General features: G+C 47.7%; 18 protein-coding genes. 10 read left to right on the top strand and 8 right to left on the bottom strand.

From position 1 onward, the window contains the following. The first annotated feature begins 25 nt into the window (after window positions 1-25). Genes XMG59_RS00425 through XMG59_RS00415 form a run of 3 tightly spaced genes read left to right on the top strand, consistent with a single transcriptional unit; the run spans window position 26 to window position 3,631 of the window. The gene (locus XMG59_RS00425) at window positions 26-916 is read left to right on the top strand and encodes a DUF6492 family protein (RefSeq protein ID WP_173498022.1); all 891 of its coding nucleotides are present in this window, start codon (window positions 26-28) and stop codon (window positions 914-916) included. Window position 917: 1 nt separating this feature from the next. After that, window positions 918-2,318, top strand: a complete 1,401-nt coding sequence (locus tag XMG59_RS00420; RefSeq protein ID WP_173480976.1) for a sugar transferase — start codon at window positions 918-920, stop codon at window positions 2,316-2,318. Continuing rightward, complete coding sequence (locus XMG59_RS00415; protein WP_173483978.1) at window positions 2,318-3,631, top strand: hypothetical protein; 1,314 nt, start codon at window positions 2,318-2,320, stop codon at window positions 3,629-3,631. Before XMG59_RS00420 ends, XMG59_RS00415 begins: the two co-directional genes overlap by 1 nt. 83 nt (window positions 3,632-3,714) lie before the next feature. Here XMG59_RS00415 and XMG59_RS00410 read toward each other — a convergent pair whose 3' ends face one another. From XMG59_RS00410 to treF, 3 genes are all read right to left on the bottom strand, one after another. Further along, a complete protein-coding gene (locus tag XMG59_RS00410) occupies window positions 3,715-4,887 on the bottom strand; it encodes a nucleotide sugar dehydrogenase (protein WP_173498021.1) in 1,173 nt (390 codons plus the stop codon). Between the two features lie 74 nt (window positions 4,888-4,961). Continuing rightward, on the bottom strand, window positions 4,962-6,359 hold the full coding sequence (locus XMG59_RS00405; RefSeq protein WP_173498020.1) for a mannose-1-phosphate guanylyltransferase/mannose-6-phosphate isomerase: 1,398 nt from the start codon (window positions 6,357-6,359) through the stop codon (window positions 4,962-4,964). 55 nt (window positions 6,360-6,414) lie between these two features. Beyond that, window positions 6,415-7,914: an alpha,alpha-trehalase TreF gene (gene treF, locus XMG59_RS00400; RefSeq protein WP_217363652.1), complete on the bottom strand. Its 1,500-nt coding sequence runs from the start codon at window positions 7,912-7,914 to the stop codon at window positions 6,415-6,417. Window positions 7,915-8,025: 111 nt separating this feature from the next. Between treF and XMG59_RS00395 the strand changes: the two genes are divergently transcribed. Further along, entirely contained in the window at window positions 8,026-9,597 is a 1,572-nt protein-coding gene (locus XMG59_RS00395; RefSeq protein ID WP_173483982.1) for a bifunctional GNAT family N-acetyltransferase/carbon-nitrogen hydrolase family protein, read from the top strand. 100 nt (window positions 9,598-9,697) lie between these two features. Here the strand turns inward: XMG59_RS00395 and XMG59_RS00390 are convergent, their stop codons facing one another. Both XMG59_RS00390 and XMG59_RS00385 read right to left on the bottom strand, forming a co-directional pair. Then, window positions 9,698-10,036, bottom strand: coding sequence for a HopJ type III effector protein (locus tag XMG59_RS00390; RefSeq protein WP_371731435.1), 339 nt, complete (start codon window positions 10,034-10,036; stop codon window positions 9,698-9,700). A 17-nt stretch (window positions 10,037-10,053) separates the two neighbouring features. After that, window positions 10,054-10,716 carry a phosphotransferase gene (locus XMG59_RS00385; RefSeq protein ID WP_173498019.1) on the bottom strand — a complete coding sequence of 221 codons (663 nt, stop codon included), beginning with the start codon at window positions 10,714-10,716 and terminating at the stop codon, window positions 10,054-10,056. Window positions 10,717-10,904: 188 nt separating this feature from the next. Here XMG59_RS00385 and thiB point away from each other — a divergent pair, with 188 nt between their 5' ends. From thiB to XMG59_RS00370, 3 genes are read left to right on the top strand one after another with little or no spacing between them, the layout of a single operon-like run. Further along, the gene (thiB, locus tag XMG59_RS00380) at window positions 10,905-11,906 is read left to right on the top strand and encodes a thiamine ABC transporter substrate binding subunit (protein WP_173483983.1); all 1,002 of its coding nucleotides are present in this window, start codon (window positions 10,905-10,907) and stop codon (window positions 11,904-11,906) included. A gap of 23 nt (window positions 11,907-11,929) precedes the next feature. After that, a complete protein-coding gene (locus XMG59_RS00375) occupies window positions 11,930-13,492 on the top strand; it encodes an ABC transporter permease subunit (RefSeq protein ID WP_173483984.1) in 1,563 nt (520 codons plus the stop codon). Then, window positions 13,482-14,096, top strand: coding sequence for an ATP-binding cassette domain-containing protein (locus XMG59_RS00370; protein ID WP_173498018.1), 615 nt, complete (start codon window positions 13,482-13,484; stop codon window positions 14,094-14,096). The genes XMG59_RS00375 and XMG59_RS00370 overlap by 11 nt, the downstream gene beginning before the upstream one ends. 175 nt (window positions 14,097-14,271) lie before the next feature. On the opposite strand, the gene XMG59_RS00365 is transcribed toward XMG59_RS00370, so the two are convergent. Together XMG59_RS00365 and XMG59_RS00360 are read right to left on the bottom strand one after the other, a co-directional pair. After that, window positions 14,272-15,255: a quinone oxidoreductase gene (locus tag XMG59_RS00365; protein ID WP_173480987.1), complete on the bottom strand. Its 984-nt coding sequence runs from the start codon at window positions 15,253-15,255 to the stop codon at window positions 14,272-14,274. A gap of 10 nt (window positions 15,256-15,265) precedes the next feature. Next, window positions 15,266-16,060, bottom strand: a complete 795-nt coding sequence (locus XMG59_RS00360) for a DUF4198 domain-containing protein (protein WP_173498017.1) — start codon at window positions 16,058-16,060, stop codon at window positions 15,266-15,268. A 24-nt stretch (window positions 16,061-16,084) separates the two neighbouring features. Here XMG59_RS00360 and XMG59_RS00355 point away from each other — a divergent pair, with 24 nt between their 5' ends. Next, on the top strand, window positions 16,085-17,215 hold the full coding sequence (locus XMG59_RS00355; RefSeq protein WP_173498016.1) for a HupE/UreJ family protein: 1,131 nt from the start codon (window positions 16,085-16,087) through the stop codon (window positions 17,213-17,215). A 256-nt stretch (window positions 17,216-17,471) separates the two neighbouring features. Here XMG59_RS00355 and XMG59_RS00350 read toward each other — a convergent pair whose 3' ends face one another. Beyond that, on the bottom strand, window positions 17,472-18,602 hold the full coding sequence (locus XMG59_RS00350) for an aminotransferase class V-fold PLP-dependent enzyme (protein ID WP_173498015.1): 1,131 nt from the start codon (window positions 18,600-18,602) through the stop codon (window positions 17,472-17,474). Window positions 18,603-18,761: 159 nt separating this feature from the next. Between XMG59_RS00350 and XMG59_RS00345 the strand changes: the two genes are divergently transcribed. Both XMG59_RS00345 and XMG59_RS00340 read left to right on the top strand, forming a co-directional pair. Next, window positions 18,762-19,649 (top strand): DMT family transporter, encoded by an 888-nt coding sequence (locus XMG59_RS00345; protein ID WP_173498014.1) that lies wholly within the window; start codon window positions 18,762-18,764, stop codon window positions 19,647-19,649. 64 nt (window positions 19,650-19,713) lie between these two features. Next, window positions 19,714-21,306 carry an ATP-binding protein gene (locus XMG59_RS00340; RefSeq protein WP_173488826.1) on the top strand — a complete coding sequence of 531 codons (1,593 nt, stop codon included), beginning with the start codon at window positions 19,714-19,716 and terminating at the stop codon, window positions 21,304-21,306. Window positions 21,307-21,368: the final 62 nt, after the last annotated feature.

The raw sequence follows: 21,368 nt of genomic DNA, 5'->3' as shown, positions 1-21,368 counted from the left end.
CAGTAAATGCATACTGGAGTGAGTAATGAGTTCAAACTCTCAATCTGATCAACTGGCGCTAATCACCTGTTCGTATGGTCCGGACTTAGATCGTTGTAAACGATTGTGCGAATCGGTGGATAGATTCGTTGATTCAATCTACGAACATGTCTTGATTGTTCCTAAACGTGATCTCAAAAAGTTTTTAACGCTCGTAAACGAGCGACGCAGAGTAGTCAGTGTTGAATCTGTCGTACCAGACTCATTTATTCAACTCCGATTTTCGAACAAGTGGTGGTTGGGGGCTTGGGGTTTTCCAACACGCGGTTGGGTCATGCAACAGATTACAAAACTAAGCGCAGGCTTCTCCACTAAGGCTAAAACCTTAATGTTTGTGGACTCAGATCTACAGTTCATACGCCCGCTTGACCTCTCTTTAATTGAACAGTCAGGACGCACACGTCTGCACTCTATTCCAGGGGATATGGACTACGGTGTTCACCTTAAATGGCATGCGAAAGCTGGAGAATTGCTCGGCTGCGACACAGCTTATGCGGGTTCTGATTACGTTGGACAGTTGATCACATGGGATCGAGAGACGTTGATGGCTATGTTAAGGGACATTAGCAGAGAAACCGGTACTCACTGGACAAGAGCGATTGCGCGCTCTTTGACTGTGTCTGAGTACATTCTGTACGGCATGTATGTGACACGAGTGCTAGGTATTAACCGATCAAACCACTACGAAACAAGCAAAGATCTTTGTCACTGTTGCTGGGATTCTGAGGCCGCTAAGGCAGTTTCCAATGGAACCGCCAAAGTTGATCCATCGGCTATCGCCGTTCTAATTCAATCAAATTTAAGCTTCACAACGGATGAAGAGGCCGAATTGATTGATAAGGCATCGAAAATTTCAAACGCAAAGGTTGGTGCATGATATGCAGATATTAGAATCAATCACTCCAATCAATGAATCAGATTTTCGTCAGTACATTGAACTCTCACTTCGCCAAAGCAGTGGCAGTCAAACAGTCTCTTTCATTGACGCTGCAGGGCTTTCAATGGCGAATGAGCAGGCAGATCTCAAGCAGGCATTTTCATCTGTCGATCTGCTCATCCCTCGCGGGCGTGGTATCAATGTATCGATGAACCTGATTAATCGTGGACAAATGCCGTCAGCAAACAGCTCATCACTCTATCGAGAGCTACTGCTATCACTTGAAGCGTTTGAAAAACCGGTCATTTTGTTCACAGACAATAAAAAAGCCGCGCATAAAACAGAGCTCGAGATTACTAAACTTTACCCTAACCTAAATCTCCAGATCACTATTTGCGATACACAATACGATAAAAGCACACAATGGTTTTTAGATAAGATCAAAGAGAAAAACCCAAGCTCGGTACTATTCGCTCTCGAGACTCCCCTTCAAGAGCGTTTAATGTCTCGAGTAAAATCAAAGTGTGAAGTACCTCTGTTGGTCACTTTGGGGCATCCACTGTTTGATGCTATTTTTGAGGTGAGTGAGGGCTTTAACTTATCTCGCCTAAGACACAGCGTCCTCTTCTCTCCAATGCGATTTTTTAAAACCTTCGTAGGAACGCTTTATCAAATCCCTAACAGTGACGAGAAACGAAACTCACGTATCAATACGATTTTAAGACAGTGGGGATGGTCAACCCGCATTAAGCGCCTATCAATACGAACCAAGTCATCTCTGTGGCTATTGCGATGCAAAATGCAAAGCATTTTAAAACGATCTATTGACTTATTAGGCGCCGGTTTGGGGCTGCTATTGCTATTACCGCTGTTAATTCCCGTTGCTGTAGGGATAAAAGTCACTTCGCCTGGACCTCTCTTTTACTCTCAAGTCCGGGTAGGACACCGAGGCAAGCTGTTCAGAATGTGGAAGTTCCGTTCAATGTATATCGATGCCGACGCACGTAAAGCGGCACTAATGGAACAGAATGAATCATCTGACGGCGTCATTTTCAAAATGAAAAAAGACCCTCGCATTACACCGATAGGTCGCATCATCCGTCGACTCAGTATTGATGAGCTACCACAACTCTATAACGTGTTGATCGGTGATATGTCGCTGGTTGGCCCGAGACCCGCTCTAGAAGCTGAAGTCGCTCAGTACCCGGTGCTAGCCCGCGCTCGTTTAGAAGCTATGCCTGGTTTAACAGGTCTGTGGCAAATCTCAGGTCGATCAGACCTCCCCTTTGATAAGCAGGTTCTGTTGGACACTGCCTATGTAAACCAGCAATCAGCAATGAATGATGTAAAGCTGATCGCTAAAACCATACCTGCTGTAGTTAGCGGTAAAGGAGCCTACTAATGACCATTGAACGTGCCATTCTTTTCGCTGATCGAAAAGGGAAAGAGCTAACTCCTCTCAATGATCGCTACCCTATCTGTTTGCTACCCATTGCTGGTAAAACACCCCTAGAGTTCTGGCTTGAGCAGCTCTGTGATATGGGTGTTAAAGAGGTAGATATTGTGATCAATCAGTTCGCTGATCTGATTAAAAAAGCGGTACCCAATGGTGATCATTGGGGGCTAAAACTTAACTACCATTTATCAACCGGTGAAGAGCCGCCTCTCGCTTTTTGGAGTAGGATGCACTTTTCAATGACAGGTAAGATGATTGCTGCACGAGCCGATGTTTTGCCCGTCAAAACAGAACAGGGAGCGATTAGTAATCTATTAACGCTGGACTCTGAATCGGTTGAACAGCTAAACACCCTAGAGTGGAATCGAAGTGAAGATAAACAGCGTGATTCCAACTCACTCGCGTCACTGGATGCATACGTAAAAGCCTATTTTGCTCTGCTAAACGGCGATCACTATGGCCTAGTTCCTAGGGGGTTGCGTGCAGACGATGACAAATGGCTAGCGACACCGACCTTCAGTTCAAGTCGCTCAGACTCAATTGAAGGACCTCTCTACATCGGCAGAGATGTAATGATTGATCAGAACGCAACCTTGTCTCAAACGGCGGTTGAGGCAGGCTCTATGGTCGATAAAGGCGCTCAACTGAATCGAGCTATTGTATTTCCAGGTACTTATGTTGGACAGGACGTCAGTTTAACGGACTCAATTGCGATGGGCAGTTTACTGGTCGACTTGAAACACCAGAGTGTTATACAGATTGCAGATCCTGCATTAATTAGTCCGATCATACCCAGCAGCTCATTGGTTAAAACGAATACCAGCGAACGATTAGTGGCATCTATGCTTATGATCTTATCAGCACCCGTCGCATTGCCACTGGCATTGATTACTCAAAAATCGGGGGTATTAAATAGAGAAGATCAGCTCTCAAACCGAGGATCTCGTCTACACCCGCTCTGGTTTACCAAACTTAACTTCACATCAAATATTGGTTGGGTAAAACGCTGGCCTGAGCTTTTAGGGGTGATCGATGGGGATCTAAAGCTATTTGGAAGCGAGTATGAGTCCATCGAAGATGAGCGCCCCCTAACAGAGCTTCCAATTTCCCAGGGTCTGTTTACGCCTCAATCGGTGTTTAAAAATCAATCACTCGATGAGTTTGAACGACAACTTTGGGGGTTAGAGCTGGCGAACGAGAAGCTTGGTCCTTTTCGACTCTTTGCAAGAGCCATCAAAGTAAGCTTAAAGAATATTTAAATAGGGCCACTCTTTTACCGGTCCAGTAACAACAAAAAAGGTGGCGAGCTATTTAGCTGGCCACCTTTTTTATTAGTTAAAAACTAACTGTCGCTATTGAATATATCGCGGGTAAAGACTTTATCAAGAACGTCTTCTAACTCTTCATCCATCCGGTTACAGACGATCACATCCGCATCGGCTTTGAATGCATCCAAGTCTTTGTAAACGATGGAGTTGAAGAATAGATCCTCTTCAAGCACTGGCTCATAAACAACGACCACAATGCCTTTTGCCTTCAGGCGCTTCATCACCCCCTGAATAGCAGAGGCGCGGAAGTTATCCGATCCAGACTTCATGACAAGACGGTAGAGCCCGACAATCTTTGGATTGCGCTTAAGAATAGAGTCCGCAATAAAATCTTTACGGGTGGTGTTGGACTGAACAATCGCACCGATTAAGTTACTGGGTACGTCATTGTAGTTAGCCAGTAGCTGCTTGGTATCTTTTGGCAGGCAGTAACCACCGTAACCAAAGCTTGGGTTGTTGTAGTGAGTGCCGATACGCGGGTCTAACCCTACCCCTTCTATGATCTGTCGCGTATCCAAGCCGTGTGACAGCGCGTAGGTGTCCAACTCATTGAAATAGGCCACACGCATTGCAAGGTAGGTATTGGCAAAGAGTTTGATCGCCTCAGCTTCGGTACTACCGGTGAATAGTGTGTCGATATCCTCTTTAAGAGCCCCCTCAACGAGCATTGCAGCAAACTTCTCTGCACTCTCAGACCGCTCACCTACCACGATACGTGATGGGTATAGGTTGTCGTACAGCGCCTTACCTTCACGTAAGAACTCTGGCGAAAAGATAATATTGGGTGAATTGAACTCTTCACGCAGATTACGAGTGTATCCGACAGGTATGGTCGATTTAATGACGATCGTCGCTTCCGGGTTAATGCGAATAACATCTGAAATCACCGCTTCAACTGAACGAGTGTTGAAGAAGTTAGTCACCGGATCGTAATCGGTGGGTGTCGCGACAATGACGTATTCAGCACCTGCATACGCCGTTTCCGGATCCGTTGTTGCAACCAGATTTAATGCTTTTTCGGCTAAATAGAGTTCAAGTTCAGTATCTTCAATAGGCGCTTTACGGTCATTGACCAGTGCTACCCTATTCTCATCAAGATCTATGGCTGTCACTTCATTATGTTGAGCCAAAAGAACGGCGTTGGACATGCCCACATAACCTAGGCCTGCAACCGCTATCTTTGTCATATAAAAATCCTAATCGTTAAGTCTGTCTCTCTGCTAACAGCTAGCTAGAGTCACACACTCAAATTACAAATGCGTTAAGAACGGCCGTAGAGATCTTCAAAACGGACAATATCATCTTCACCTAGGTAAGAACCTGACTGAACTTCAATCAACTCTAGTGGGATCTTGCCTGGGTTCTCTAACCAGTGAACACAGCCAACCGGGAGATAGACCGACTCATTCTCGGTTAGCATGATCTCTTCGTCATTGCGCCCGACACGAGCCGTACCCGACACAACAATCCAGTGTTCAGCACGGTGGTGGTGCATCTGAACCGAGAGTTTATTACCCGGCTTCACGCTAATGCGCTTAACTTGGTAGCGTTCGCCGTTATCAATGGAGTCGTATTTACCCCATGGACGATAGACTTCACGGTGCAGCTCATACTCACTGCGACCCTCTGCTTTTAAGCGCTCAACGATCTTTTTAACGTCTTGCACCTGATCCTTGCCTGCCACCAACACTGCGTCTTTGGTTTCAACCACAACAATGTCCTTAACCCCGACAGTCGCAACCAGTTTACTGGTCGATTTGATCAAGGAGTCTTGGGTGTTGTGGGTCATAACATCACCACTGACGGCATTACCGTCGCCATCCTTAGGGGTAACTTCCCAAAGCGATGACCAGGCACCCACATCATTCCAACCGGCATCCATTGGCACGACTACAACATTGTCAGCTTTCTCCATCACTGCATAGTCGATCGACTCATCCGGACAGGCTTTAAACGCCTCTTCATTAATGCGCACGAAATCTAGATCCGGAGTAAGAGTTTCTAAAGAAGCGGTACAAGCATCTAGGATATCTGGGCGGTGTTTACCCAACTCTTCGATGTAACGTGACGCTTTGAAGAGGAACATACCGCTGTTCCAGTAGTAGTCACCCGAATCTACGTAGGCTTGTGCACGTTCAAGATCTGGTTTCTCAACGAATTCCGCTACTTGATAGCCCTCAGCTTCAGCAGCGCCTCGACGAATATAGCCATAGCCGGTTTCAGGACCCGTGGCGACAATACCAAAGGTCACTAGGGCACCTGCTTCAGCAAGGGGTTTGGCTTTGTTCACTTGCTGCTGGAAAACCTCGACATTCTCAATGACATGATCCGCCGCTAACACCAGTAGCAAAGGGTCATCTTCGGAAGTCAGTGCCTGCAGTGCAGCCAATGCAATGGCCGGTGCCGTATTGCGACCGACTGGCTCCAATAGAATATCGGCCTGGGCATCCATCGCACGCATCTGCTCTGCAACGATGAAGCGGTGCTCCTCATTACAGATCACCAACGGCTTTCCATCGCTGATACCGTCCACACGTGAAGCCGTTGTCTGCAGCATGGTTTGTTGGCCTGCCAAGGCTAGAAACTGTTTCGGATAGAGGGAGCGAGACAGTGGCCATAAACGTGAACCGGAGCCACCGGCCATAATTACAGTTTTCATTTAATCCATTCCTTTTATGATCTATCCAAAACACTGAGCAATGATTGTGCCAAAATTAAGTCTCCATTGCGCGCTTTAGTGCCAAATAAGTCCCATTCGTCCAACCGAAACCATCTTGAACGGCATATTCACCGCCACCGGCGATCTCACCGGGTGTGACTACATTGTACTTCTCCAACATTTTGCCCGTTTGGCTAAAGACTAGCTCTAGGGTGCTCAGCCAGCGTTTAGCGCCCTCTTCTGCCAACTCATCAAACTGGTACTGTTTTAAACCTTGGAAACAGATCCACTGCAGAGGGGCCCATCCATTCGGGGAATCCCACTGTTCACCCGACTCAACATTGGTTGTTACCCAACCGCCCGGTTTCAAAAACTCTTCATTTAATTTAGCAACGACGCAAGCGGCTCTCTGTGGTGAAGCAATACCAGCAAATAATGGGAAACTCATCGCCAGTGACTGATGGTCTCTCTGTTTAAACCCATCTAGGTCCAAATCGACATAACAGCCAAGGTCGTCATTAAAGAAGTAGTATTCAATCGCATCGGCACGCTGATTAGCCAACTGCTCATAGTGGCTCGACAGCTCTGGTAAACCTTTGATCGACGCTGCTTTTGCAATGACTCGCTCTACCATGACCAATAGCGAGTTAAGGTCCACAGGGATAATGTTTGACGTTGAGATCGAACCGAGAACATCACCGTTGAACCATCGAGATGAGAAGTCCCAACCCGACTCAGCCCCCGCTCTTAGATCTCGATAAAGGGTCTCTTCATCCCTATCAGAAGCCTTAGCAAGCGACTCATCCTCTCTGAAGCTCTCCTGACGCGGTGTGGCGGCGTCATCCCAGTAGCGGTTCAATGGCCCTTTTTCCGTCATAACAACACGACGATGGGATTCACCAACAGAGAGGTTTGCAGCGCCATCCATCCAGAAGAGAAGATGCTCACGCATCATATGGGGTAAAAACTCAGCCAGCACCGACTCATCGGTATGATTCGCCAGAAGCTCGACCATCAAAGCAAAAAAAGGCGGCTGACTTCGTGAGGCAAAGTAGCTGCGGTTGCCGTTGGGTATAAAACCGAGTGTCTCAATAAGATGTGCAAAGTTCTCCACCATATGGCGAACAGTTTCCACGTCACCTGACTCTACTAAACCCAGTTGGGTGAAGTAGCTATCCCAGTAGTAGATCTCATTAAACCGCCCACCCGGCACGATGTAGGGATTAGGCAGCGGGATACAACTACTTCCCTCGACATGCTGATCAGACGGGCGCTTGAGCAGAGTCCAGAGCTGTTCGATGTGCTCATGAGGATTGATACTCCCCCGCTCTGATGCCGATGACTCAAGGGTTTCTCGCTTAAAGAAACGTGGAATAAAGTCAGCCAGCTCAAACCCCACTTCACTCTTACACTCTATGAATGCTTGGTTTATTTCATCAGCTGAGGCCCTAGGCACTAAATCAACAAAGGTTTTAGAGTCAGGAAAAAGGCCTGAACGTTGAACGGCAAGAAAGAGTTCCGGAAACATAGCGTCCGGTGGGGTTGGCAATGACACAGTATCCCTCCAATAATCACAAACGCCATTGTAAATAAAACTTCGAGAAAACCCATAACAGGTCTATGCTTAAGTTATCTAAACAGTGCTTAATTTGTTCGAGAGACCTTTATGAGCTACGAAAACCCAAAAGATCTTCAACTGAAACTGCGCAACCTAACCCTGGACGATCTAGATCAACTGGTCGAATTGATGGATCGGGTCTACGACGATCTTGGGGGCAGCTGGCCAAAAGAGTCCCTAGCTCTGCTTCTAAAACAGTTTCCTGAAGGGCAAATTGTCATTGAAGATCGCGGCACCATTGTGGCTGGCGCGCTCTCTGTTCAATGTGCTTATAACCGCTTCACTAGAGCCCACACCTACGACGATTTGATCGGTCGACGTGAGACCTTCCAACACGACAAGAAAGGCGATGCACTCTACGGTTTGGATCTGTTTGTACACCCAGACTATCGTGAATATCGACTAGGCCGAAGGTTATATGATGCTCGAAAAGAGATCTGTATCCAATTGAATTTACGATCAATTTTAGCGGGTGGGCGCATCATAAACTACTACAAGCACGCTGAAGAGATGACGCCTAAAGAGTACATCGAAGCGGTGCGCAAACGTGAGGCTTATGACCCCATTCTAAGTTTCCAGTTTGCTAACCACTTTGAAGTGAAACGTATTCTTCGAAACTACCTGCCAGAGGATGAGCGATCTAAAGGATTCGCGACTCTGCTGGAGTGGATCAACATCGATTACGAACCAGAAGATGAGTCTCTGCAAGCCGAAAACTTCAGAAAACGATCCGTTCGCGTCAGCGCCATACAGTGGCAGATGCGCACCACAGAATCCTTTGAACACTGGTTAACCCAGGTTGAGTACTTTGTCGACTCTATGGCCGACTACACGGCCGACTTCATTATGTTCCCAGAGTTCTTTAACGCCCCGCTCATGGGGCTCGGCAATCAAGAGAATCAATATGAGGCGATCAGATTCCTAGCAGGCTATGCCGAGAGAACCATTGAAGCGATCTCTGGCTTTGCCGTCGCTTATAACATCAACATCATCTCTGGCAGCATCCCGGTACTGGAAGGTGACACTCTCTACAACAATACCTACTTATGCCGTCGTGATGGCAGCATAGAGGTGCAACCGAAGCTCCACATCACACCGCACGAGCGTCGTGACTGGGTCATTGAGGGTGGTGACACACTGCAGGCCTTTGATACTGATGCGGGTCGTATCGGTATTCTGATCTGTTACGACGTTGAATTTCCTGAGTTGGGTCGACTGTTGCGTGATGAGGGCATCGACATTCTTTTTGTCCCTTTCTGGACAGATACAAAGAACGGATTTCTTAGAGTACAGCGATGTGCACAGGCGCGCGCTATTGAGAATGAGATCTATGTTGTCATCGGAGGCAGTGTCGGCAACCTACCGCAGGTACACAATGTCGATATCCAATATGCTCAGTCGGCTGTCTATTCGCCGTCTGATTTCGCCTTCCCGCATGATGCTATCATCGCGGAGAGTACACCTAATACTGAGATGGCACTGATAGCCGATTTAAACTTGGATTCGTTGTACGACGTCAGGGAGAAAGGGTCAGTGACCAACGGAAAGGACCGTCGAACCGACCTCTACTCTTTGGTGTTGCGGAAAAAAGCGACCGATGCGCTGAAAGAGAGTGAATAAACTTGTTGGAGCATCGCGGCCTTTTCAAGACCGCTCCAACAGGAACAGCCATGTTTCGACGCAACCTGTTGGAGCCTTATCGAAGATGAGGCGAATTAGCCTACTTAGCCGTCAACACACCTTCAGGTAACTGAACGCCAGCCCAACCCGAATTCATGAAATTACGAATATTGCCGTGATCGGTTCCTTCAGGATTACCCAACACATCATCGCGGTAGTAAGTACCAAAACAGGCCAGCGTCTCTGATTCAGAAAGATTATTCAGCTTAGCAAAGCTCAAAATCTTAGCCGAGCCCTGGTTTTGCTCTGCTGAGTTTTCTAGATCACCGTTTACAAAAGCAGAAGGTTTATGGTCAAACGATGCATCAATAACCGCCATCACCTCAGCGAACTCTACGCTCTCAGGTGCCTGTTTAATCTGTTCCAATAATTCATTCATGTTCATTCTAATTACCCTTAACCTGTAACCTGTGATTTATAATGTGACCAGAGCATCTCAAGCTGATCGACCACCTGAATTGATTGGGCCAGCCAGTGGGTTAACGCCTGCTCGTCAAAAGCGTTCAACAGAGGCAACTGCATCAACTCACTTGCGGTAAAGCCTAGATCTCGAATTAACACCGCGTAATCCAACCATGCGATTCCAACGCCTGCGTACTCCCAATCAATAATGGTGGCGTCGCCATTCTGCCAGCAAATATTACCCGGGTGAAGATCATGGTGAACTAACACCCTAGGCATGTTAGGAAGGGAGAGTAGTTGCTGCTCAGCCTCATCAGTTAACTGTTGATGTCCTGAATCACGCAACTCGTCTCGATACTGCTGAAATAGCGCAGCATAATCTAACATGGGCAGTTCAGTAAGGCTCTGCATCTCAGCAAAAGCATTCAATAGAACCGTTTTTTGAGCCGATGAGAGCACGCCTGAGCACTCTCCTGCGTGATGCATAATCAACACACCCTGCTGAGGCTCGTTGATCATTAACTTAGGGGACCATTGAAAATGAGCGATGGCATCAAGAATGTTTCGCTCACGAAACGGGTCCACCCCTGGGAGGGTCTCTTTGTCAGGTTCTGCCCTAACAACAAACCGCTCCCCTTTTTCCTCAAGTAGATACATCCTATGACGCGTAGCAGACGTATCAAGAGGTGCTATCTGACTGTTCAAAGGAATTTTGTCTGAAATTAATTGCGACAAACTTCCCGAAACCGCCCTAGATGCAATGACAGCCTCTAGCTCACTTAGTATCATTCAACGCCTAACTTAATAATGGATGTTTAAGTTTTTTAAATTACAGGAGTTTCTTGATGGATTCAGCAACCACACTCAAATTATCTGTTGCCGGTGCAATGTTAACTGCTTCTTTTGCGGCAGTCGCTTCCGATAAGCCCGAACTTAACGTGTACACCTACGACAGCTTCGTCTCTGAGTGGGGTCCAGGCCCTCAGCTCAAAACAGCCTTTGAAGCACAATGTGGTTGTACTCTTAATTTCGTCGCAGCAGAGGATGGTGTCAGCATTCTGAATCGCGCACGTGTCGAGAAATCCAACACCCAAGCCGATGTACTGCTTGGCCTTGATAACGGTTTGATGACAGAAGCTACGCAACTGGGTCTGGTTCAATCTCACAGCGTCGACACCTCAAAGATCACCAGCGACTTAAACTGGAACAATAATCAGTTTGTACCCTTTGACTACGGCTATTTTGCATTCATTTATGACGCGCAAAAGATCCAAGCGCCAGCAACAAGCTTTGCTGAACTCTTAGCTTCCGACGCCTCAGTTATCTACCAAGACCCACGTACGTCAACGCCAGGCCAGGGGTTAATGACCTGGGTTAATAAAGCGTACGGTGAGGAAGCGGCGACTGCATGGGCAGATCTAGCTAAGCAGACCGTTACCGTCACCAAAGGTTGGTGGGAAGCTTACAGTTTGTTCCTAGAGGGCGGTTCTGACTACGTTTTGAGTTACACCACATCGCCTGCATACCACGTTGTTGCTGAAGGTAAGAATCAGTACAAAGCCGCAGAGTTTACAGACGGACACGTAGCACAAGTTGAAGTGGCCGCGATCAGCGCATACAGCGATCAAACTGAGTTAGCGAACCAGTTCCTTGAGTTTCTAATCTCAAACGAAGCGCAGCAGATCCTACCAGTGACCAACTGGATGCTACCGGTTATTGATAATGTAGAGCTACCAGAAGCGTTTGAGCAGTTGGTAACCCCACAGCAGATCAAACTTGGCAGTGACGAATTGGCCGAAAACCGTGCTCGCTGGATTCGTGAGTGGCGTACCGCTGTTTCACAATAAAGCGATCGCGTGAACCAATCCTGATGTTACTAGGCCGCACTTTCACCCCACTGATGAGTGCGGTTGCTTATCTGGGCACCCTCTCTCTGACGGTGCTCGCCTTTTGGGGGTTGATCGGATTCGAAGAGACCCGATTCACCCCCGAGCTGTTACAAGACACATACCTACAAAACATTTTAAGTTTTACCCTCTACCAAGCCCTGTTAAGTGCCTTGGGCTCTCTTCTACTGGCAATACCCATCGCAAGAGCCCTGCATCGTTTGCGACCCGCTGGTAGAGATCAGTTTCTAAGACTCTCACTGCTGGCGTTCGTGATGCCATCACTCATATTGATTACCGGCATCGTCAACCTGCTAGGACCGCAATCGCCATTTATAGATCTGTTAAAAGAGTGGAAACTCTTTGGCCTCAATGGAATCTTAATTGCCCATATCTATCTGAACTTTCCGCTAGCCGTTCGTATTCTCTATCAGGGCTACAGCTCTATCCCTTTAAACCGAGAGCAATTAGCCGACCAGCTTAAGTTCAGTTTTTGGCAACGCCTTCGACACATTGAGTGGCCTGCTATTAAGAGCCAGGTCGCAACACTGGCGGGCTTAATCTTTATTCTCTGCTTTAACAGTTTTGCGATCGTATTAACGCTCGGCGGTGGACCTAAAGCCACCACCTTAGAACTGGCCATCTACCAAGCCCTTAAATACGACTTCAACCTCAACGAGGCGCTAACCCTTGCCTGGCTGCAGTTTGCGATAGCCGGTCTTATCTATCTTGCCCTGATCTATGCCAGCAGAGTGAACTGGCTCGGTTCCACTCGAGAGCAGCCTGCTTATCGATTAGAGCAAGGGGTAAAAGTGCCTATTCAATTGGCTTTCTACCTGCTGGGGTGGGTCTATCTATTAGGGCCGTTAATTGCACTGTTCATCACACTCAATCAAGAGGCACTAATTAACTACCCCTACGCTGCCATGTTGAAAGCAATGGGCGTCTCACTGCTCATCGCATTAAGCGCATCACTGTTGGCACTTCTCACCGCCATCGCACTGCTGACACCCATCAGAAAAGCAGCCCAACAAGTTAAGCCGATACAAGAGACGCTATTCAGTTGGTTAGCCAATCAGTCACTGGTCGCTCCAGCCATGGTGTTATCGACCGGTAGTTACATTTGGCTGATCAGCCGTGGGCTACTCGAGACTTACGCCACACTGATGCTAATACTGCTTAACGCCTTTGTTCTGCTACCCTTTTTGCTCAGCCAGCTACGCCCAAGATTCATTCAATTTGATTCGCAATATGCAAAACTAGTAGGCAATTTAAAACTCACACCGCTGGAGAGAGTGCGCATCATCTACCCGTTTATTCGACGCTCACTACTAGCCGCTTTCTCTTTGGGACTTCTGTTGGCCTTAGGTGATGTCTCCATTTTTGCTATATTTGGCAGTTATGAATCACCGACCCTCCCCTGGCTGATCTACACCTTTGCTGGTACCTATCGTATGTCAGAGGCCGCTATCACATCGGTCATTCTGTTGGGACTTTGCTACCTGCTATTAATTCTACTGGAGCGCAGTGTTCACCATGAGCAATAACCTTGGCCTGCAGATCAACAACCTCATAGTCAGCTACCCCGATTGGGAGTACTGTTACGACTTGTATGTCCCTGACCAATCCAGAGTCGCACTGCTCGGCCAAAGCGGCATTGGTAAAACAACCCTGCTGTTGGCTATTGCCGGCTTTGCACCGATTAAATCAGGTGAAGTGCGCTTCAATGATCAGGTCATTACTGATCAGCCTCCAGAAGAGCGTCCTGTCGCGATGCTGTTTCAGGAGGATAATCTCTTTGAACACTTAACCATCCAGCAGAACTTGAGATTGGGATTGGATAAACGTCAAAACCCGGACAAACGCATCCAAGAGGCGATGCAAGAACTGGATCTGCTCGGCTATCTCAACAAGATGCCTAATCAGCTCTCTGGCGGGCAACGTCAGCGTATTGGCATCATCAGAACCCTACTGCGTCCTGAACCGATTATTGTCCTGGATGAGCCTCTAACAGGCTTAGACAGCGAAACTAAGCAGAAGGTTTTGGACTGGATCGATAGACAATTAACCGAACAACAGAAGATGTTGATTATGGTGACCCACCAGCGCAGCGAAGCTGAGCGATTGAGGTGTGAAATCAAGAGTGTGTGACTAGCACCAAATAATGTTGGAGCGGTCTTAACAAGGCCGCGATTACCTTCCTAGAGGTGTCTGGCTTTAGCCTGACACCTATTTCGCCTCATCTTCGATAAGGCTCCAACAGAGTAGATCAGACGCTATACAAAGAGTGGATGACAGGCTAAAGGCCAGTCACCCACTGCCAGTATTAAGGCAACAACACCGTTGAACCGGTCGTTTGACGCGACTCCAAATCGATGTGAGCTTGCGCTGCATCAGCCAAGGGATAACGCTGATTGACCTCAATCTTCACCTGCCCTGATTCAACGCGCGCGATCAGATCCTTGGCCATACTCTCCAACATAGGACGATCATGAACATAGGTCATCAGTGTCGGGCGGGTCACTTTAAGGGACCCTTTTGCTGCCAACATGCCAATCTCGAACGCTGGAACCGCACCGGTTGCGTTACCAAACGAAACCATCGTGCCACGCGGTGCTAAACAGTCGAGTGACTGCATAAAGGTATCTTTACCAATAGAGTCGTAGACCGCTTGCACCCCTTTACCATCCGTCAGCTCACGAGTACGAGCAACAAAATCCTCTTCGGTGTAGATGATCGTCTCATCGCAACCAAAGCTCTTAGCCAAATCCGCTTTAGCCTGATTGCCGACCGTACCTATAACACGCGCACCCAATGCCTTAAGCCACTGCACAGCAATCAAACCGACACCGCCTGCTGCAGCATGAAGCAGGATGGTATCGCCCGCCTGCACCTTGTAGCTGTCATTCAGAAGGTACTGAACGGTTAGACCTTGCAGCATCATAGCAGCACCCTGCTCGAAGCTGATGCTCTCTGGTAGTTGAATCAACGTATCCTGCGGCATCACGCGCTTTTGACTGTAGGCGCCAAGAGGTTGCCCCGCGTAAGCCACTCGATCACCGACGCTGACATAGGTCACACCTGAGCCAATTGCCTCAACCACACCGCTACCTTCCATGCCAATCTTGCCCGGCATCTCTTGTGGGTAGAGACCGGTGCGGAAGTAGACATCAATGTAGTTAAGACCTACCGCTTCATGACGAACCAACACATCAAACTCGCCCAGTTCAGGAAGTTCGACATCAACCAACTTCATCTCTTCTGGACCGCCATTCTGCTCAATTCGAATCGCTTTAACTGTCTCGCTCATTATTAATCCTTTATTTTTGACACTGGTAAGTTAAAGAGGCCCAATCACTGACCCAATCCTTACCCTTAGCTCTTGGTTCAGATCCGTAATCAATACGAACGGCATTGATTAAAAATGGACCCTCTTGTGCAGTAAATCTTACTTTACCATTCTGGTTAGTACGGTACTGTTCTGTCCCGCGTTTACCTTTAACAAACCGTCTTACAAGGGCGCCCTCAAGCGGTTTACCCTGCCATAAGAGTTGGAATGTGGGGGCGGTGGAACACTGGGTGAAGGATGCAACCGGGATCAGCTCCAAACGGTGACCCAAAGGTTCGGTTAGCCATTCAGCCTCTTCACTGCCTTCAACAGAAAAGAGTGTTTTAGCATGGCGATAGTAGGTCTCTGTTACACCCTCTCTGGACCTACCCTGCTCCTGATACCAATCGAGCACCCACTCGAGGCCTTCGCCGTTGATATAGTCGACAAACTTCTTCTCACTATCAAAGGTTAGGTCATAGGCCTTAGACTCAAGCGCCACCCAGCGAAAACCCATTTCGGGCATTTTAGAGGTGTAAGCCGGCTTATCTCCGGTGATGGCATCAACGTTACGCAGACCAGCTCCATCCCGCTCAATGAACTGCGCTGTCTCATGTTCAAGGTAGGGATAGGCGTACCCTTTGAAGTTTTGCCCAATCCGGATATCCGCTTTTATCGTAGCTTTCGGACGTATCTGATACTGGCTAGGCTCTAACCATTGCTCATGAGCACTTGCGAACGATGAACTAATCGCTACTATCAGTGCTAATGGTTTAACTATTTTCACATCCAGCTCCGTTAAGGAAATTCAATGACTCTACGTGCTCGTCTCTATTTTGGCCTTCTTGGCACTCTACTATTATTAGTCAGCACGTTAAGCCGAGCCCATGAAATTACTCCAACCATCATTGAGATGGAAGTATTACCCGACAATAGTTTGGAAATGCGTGTTGATACCAACTTAGAGGCTCTGATGAGCGAAATCGGGACTGAACATGCGGATACTGATAACGCCCCCACCGCTGAGCAGTATAATCAATTAAGAGCACTGCCCACTGCTGAACTGTCAACTAAAGCAGATCCCTTCGTTGCTAAGCTGTTTAATCAGATCACACTCGCCTCAACAGATGGGCCAGTACCTAAATCACTCCTTAGCTCTGATCTAGCCGTTATCGATCAACCCGATATTGATCTGGCCCGCCAATCTTTGGTCACCTACCGCTTTACTGTCGAATCAACCTCGTCAGAGATCACCTTTAGCTGGCCAGAGGCCTATAGCGATGCCGTCGTCCGGTTAAGTGAACAGGGTGAGATCAAAGGGGCATCTTGGGTAGCCGCTGGCACTCAATCAGAATCGATCAATTTAAGTCGTCTTGAGTTGAAGCGCCAAGGGCTTTTGGATTACGTAAAGCGGGGCTTTGAACACATATTACCCTTAGGCCTTGATCACATTCTGTTTGTGCTCGGCCTCTATCTATTAAGTCAACGTCTTAAAGATCTTCTGTGGCAGGTCACCGCCTTCACAGCCGCGCATACATTGACTTTAGCACTGGCCATTTTAGGGCTTGTGAACATACCCCCATACATTGTGGAGCCTCTGATCGCCCTGTCGATTGTCTATATCGCTATTGAAAACCTATTTAAAGATCGAGTCTCTAAATCCCGAATTGGGCTGGTCTTTGGCTTTGGATTGTTACACGGACTAGGATTTGCGGGTGTGCTACGGGAAATCGGCTTAGAGTCGGATAGCTTCGTAGAGAGCTTAATCGCCTTCAATATTGGCGTGGAGCTGGGGCAACTCGCAACCCTTGTGATTGCGCATCTGTTGGTTGGATACTGGTTCTCATCCAAAGCCTTTTGGAATCGATGGGTACGCATACCATTAAGTTTGGGGATTTCGCTACTTGGAGCGATTTGGTTTGTAGAGCGGGTGTTTTATTAAATCGGATCGCTTCTCCTTGTTGGAGCCTTATCGAAGATGAGGCGATTAGGTGTCAGGCTGGAAGCCAGACACCGCGAAGAAGAGCATCGCGGCCTATTCTAGACCGCTCCAACAGTGACGAACCCAATCGTAGGAGCTAGCACGGAGTGCGAAGCGACCTATTGGAGCCTTATCGAAGATGAGGCGATTAGGTGTCAGGCTGAAGCCAGACACCTGTAAGAAGAGCATCGCGGCCTATTCTAGACCGCTCCAACTATTAAAGACCCGCCTTATCCAGCGCCTCTTTCAAGTAATCCAACGTACGATCAACGTTCATTAGCTTATCGATACCGAACAGACCGATACGGAAGGTACAGAAGCCTTCTGGCTCATCACACATGAGCGGTACGCCCGCTGCGATTTGGAATCCTGCTTGTGCAAAGCGAGAGCCATTCTGAATATCACTATCGGTTGTATGGTTAACGATGACACCAGGCGCTCCGAAACCCTCAGCCGCTAAGCTCTTAATGCCGCGTGATGCCAGTAGTTCACGAGCCTCTTTACCTAAGCGAGCTTGAGCCGCTTTAAGTTCCGCAAAGCCAAATTTCTCAGCCTCGGCCATTACATCACGTAGCTGACGCAAACCATCGGTAGGCATGGTGGCATGGTAGGCGTGGCCACCGTTTTCGTAAGCTTCCATAATCTGAAGCCACTTTTTAAGGTCGCAAGCAAAGGAGTTACTAGTAGTATTCTCGATCGCGTCACGAGCTCGTTGACTCATCATCACAAGGCCCGCACAAGGTGAACCACTCCACCCCTTCTGTGGCGCACTGCAGAGCAGATCAACACCCAGAGCCTTCATATCAACCCAGATGGCACCTGACGCAATACAGTCCAGAACAAACAGCGCACCCACTTCATGAGCCGCATCCGCAATGGATTTAATGTACTCATCTGGCAGAATCATACCGGCCGAGGTTTCGACGTGTGGTGCAAAGACCACATCTGGTCGCTCGTTACGAATGGCATCCACCGCCTCTTCAATGGGGTACGGAGAGAGTTGCGCTTGTGCATCGTCTGAATCAAAACGAGCTTTAAGAACCAACTCTTCACGAGGCAAGCCTGCCATCTCAAAGATTTGAGTCCAACGGTAACTAAACCAACCGTTGCGAATCACCATCGCTTTTTTGCCGTTAGCAAACTGTCGAGCCACCGCTTCCATACCAAAGGTACCGCTACCAGGAATGATCGCAACTGCATCGGCGTTGTAGACGGATTTTAACTGACCCGAAAGATCACACATGACATGCTGAAAGGCATTCGACATGTGGTTTAGGGAACGGTCTGTGTAAACAACCGAGAATTCTAGCAATCCATCTGGATCAACGTTTGGCAGTAATCCTGACATAGTCTGTCCTTATCAATAATTATTCAGCACATAATGCGAAAGAACCGCTTTTGAATCAAGGCATAATCAGGCAAAGTCACAGGATGAAATACTAGGTGAACAACCATCGGTTCCCTTATGATGGCTAAGCTTGCAAATAAATAGAGATCAACCGATTAGATGCCTACTTCACAACTGCTCAATCTTTTCACACTGTCGCTGCTTTGGGGTGGCTCGTTTCTATTTATCGGTATTGCCGTGCATGAGATAGATCCCCTTCTACTGGTTTTTTTAAGGGTGATGATTGCAGCATTGGTGATGTTAAGCCTGCTGCCTCTTTTCAAAGTTCCGCTTCCTAAAGATGTTGATACCTGGAAGAAATTCTTTGCAATGGGGCTGCTCAATAACGTTATCCCCTTTACCTTCATCTTTTATGCACAAACACTGATCAGTGTCTCATTGGCCTCCATCATCAACGCCATGACACCGATCTGCACCTTTATTGTGTTAGCCCTATTTAAAGAGGAGTTACTCAAACCCAATAAAGTCATTGGTAGTCTGTTGGGCGTATTGGGAGTCGCGCTGCTTAGCGGCCTAACCCAATTAGCTCTCCATACCGATCCTCTGGGAGTTCTGCTAAGCTTTTTAGCGACCGTAAGTTATGGTTTTTCAGGATTATGGGCGAAACGCCACCTCGCCGGACGCAACTCGATTCAGTCTGCGACATGCCAGCTTAGCGCCTCAAGCCTTATCATGATTCCAGTACTGATACTGACCTCAACCAAATTACCCGAAACGCTACCCTCTTTCAGCGTGATCGCTTCAATATTAGCGCTGGCGGTGGCCTCAACATCCTTTGCTTACATACTCTTTTTTGAGTTAATCAGTAAAGCAGGTGCCGCTAACGCCATGCTGGTCACCCTTCTGGTTCCTATTAGCGGCACTCTGCTAGGTATCAGTGTTCTTAATGAGACCATTACACTGATTCAAGTGACGGGAGGTTTGTTCATTGGTTTCGGACTGCTTGTTATAGATGGGCGTATATTTTCTCTACTACAAAAGAAGTAAAACAAGTCAGGATCTATAGACTATAGTTAACGAATGAGAAACAGATGTTTATTGAGACAGCGCGTTGATTCGAAACTCCATTAAAACTAAGACGATCTTAGGGGTAGCTGCTATCGAAGCGGTCCTTCTGATCACGCTGATCGTTATGATGCTCGGTTTTATTCGTGATACGAACTTCAACGAGATGAACAAGCGTGCTAACGCGACGGCACAACTCTTTGCGATTACCGTTAAAGACGCTGTTTTAGCTTATGATCTAGCCTCTCTGAATGCGTTTGTCGATGAGGTCATGAAAAGTGACGACATTCTGTACGCGCGTGTTCTCGATCAACAGGGTCGCATCTTAACTCAATCCGATACCATCTCTCCGGGTGACATTGACCTAGAAGCGTCAGAGGTTGATGACGGTATCTTTGATGCAAAAGCGGTCATCGAGGTCGAAGGCGATCAGTACGGCATGGTAGAGGTCGGGTTTAGTATCTACCCTATACTCAACACGATTGAAGAGGCTAAACGTTGGAGTTACGCCATTGCCGCTTTAGAAATGGTATTAGTGGCAATCTTCTCTTTTGTCTTGGGACGCTATCTGATTAATAAGCTCTCCCTGCTTCGTGATGCTGCAGAGACCATTAGCCGAGGCGAACTTAGGACTCAAATAGAGGTTAAAGGAAACGACGAAATCGATGTCGTGGCAACCGCTTTTAACCGAATGAGCTCCACCCTCAAAGCGACGCGCGAACAGGAAAAGACCTTAGAGCAGCAGCTGCGTAATTTAAATGAAGAGCTAGAAAACAAAGTTGAACAGCGAACTCTAGCGCTATCAGAAAAAAACCATCTGCTTGAATTAGCCAATCATGAAATCAAAGCCGCACAAGCCAAATTGATTGCTGCTGAAAAACAGGCCTCACTGGGGGTTCTAGCGTCAGGCATTGCCCATGAGGTGAATAACCCGCTATCAATTGTCCGTTCTAACATCGACACCCTGCGCGATTACATAGAGCAGTGTGTGAGCGCGATAGAGCAGATTAAAAAAGAGTCGATGAATCCTGAACAGCTCAATCCAATCCTTGATAAAGCAGATTTTGATTACCTCTCATCAGATTATCCATCACTGATAGATGAGTCCGAAGCGGCTATTTTGCGGGTAACACTGATCATCTCGCAACTTCGTAATCTGGAGTTAAACAGAGAGGAGTCAGAGTTAGAGTTGGTCAACCTACGAAGCCTCGTTGAACAAAGCGCTGAACAAGCTGTACAGCAGTTACCTGATCGCTCTGCAGGCAATTGTCAGATACTGATTCAACTGCCCGACTCTCTATTTGTTCGAGCGAATGCACGCTTAGCAATGGATGCTATATCGGGCGTTGTCACCAATGCGCTTCAGGCTGTTCCCCCGGAGAAAGAGGCCCTGGTAAACATTCAATGTGAAAGAGAGGGTTCAGAACTTAAACTGACGATCGAAGATAATGGCATGGGTATAGAGACCCAAGACATCAACAACATCTTTGATCCCTTCTTTACCACACGCGAGATTGGAGCTGGAACGGGGCTAGGGCTCTTTAAGGTGCAAACCCTGATGAAAAGCATGGATGGTGATATTGAGCTGGTTAGAGCGAAACCGAGCGCACTTTTCCAGCTCAGGTTTCGCTTGGATTAAGTTCGCGGCCTTCTTAAGACCGCTCCAACAGTTCGAAATCTTTTCTTAAGTTCGCGGCCTTT

Source organism: Marinobacterium sp. xm-g-59 (genome assembly GCF_013283315.1).
Taxonomy (GTDB): domain Bacteria; phylum Pseudomonadota; class Gammaproteobacteria; order Pseudomonadales; family Balneatricaceae; genus Marinobacterium_E.
The sequence above is the reverse complement of the archived record's forward strand: the minus strand, read 5'-3'. Positions and strand labels throughout refer to the sequence as shown.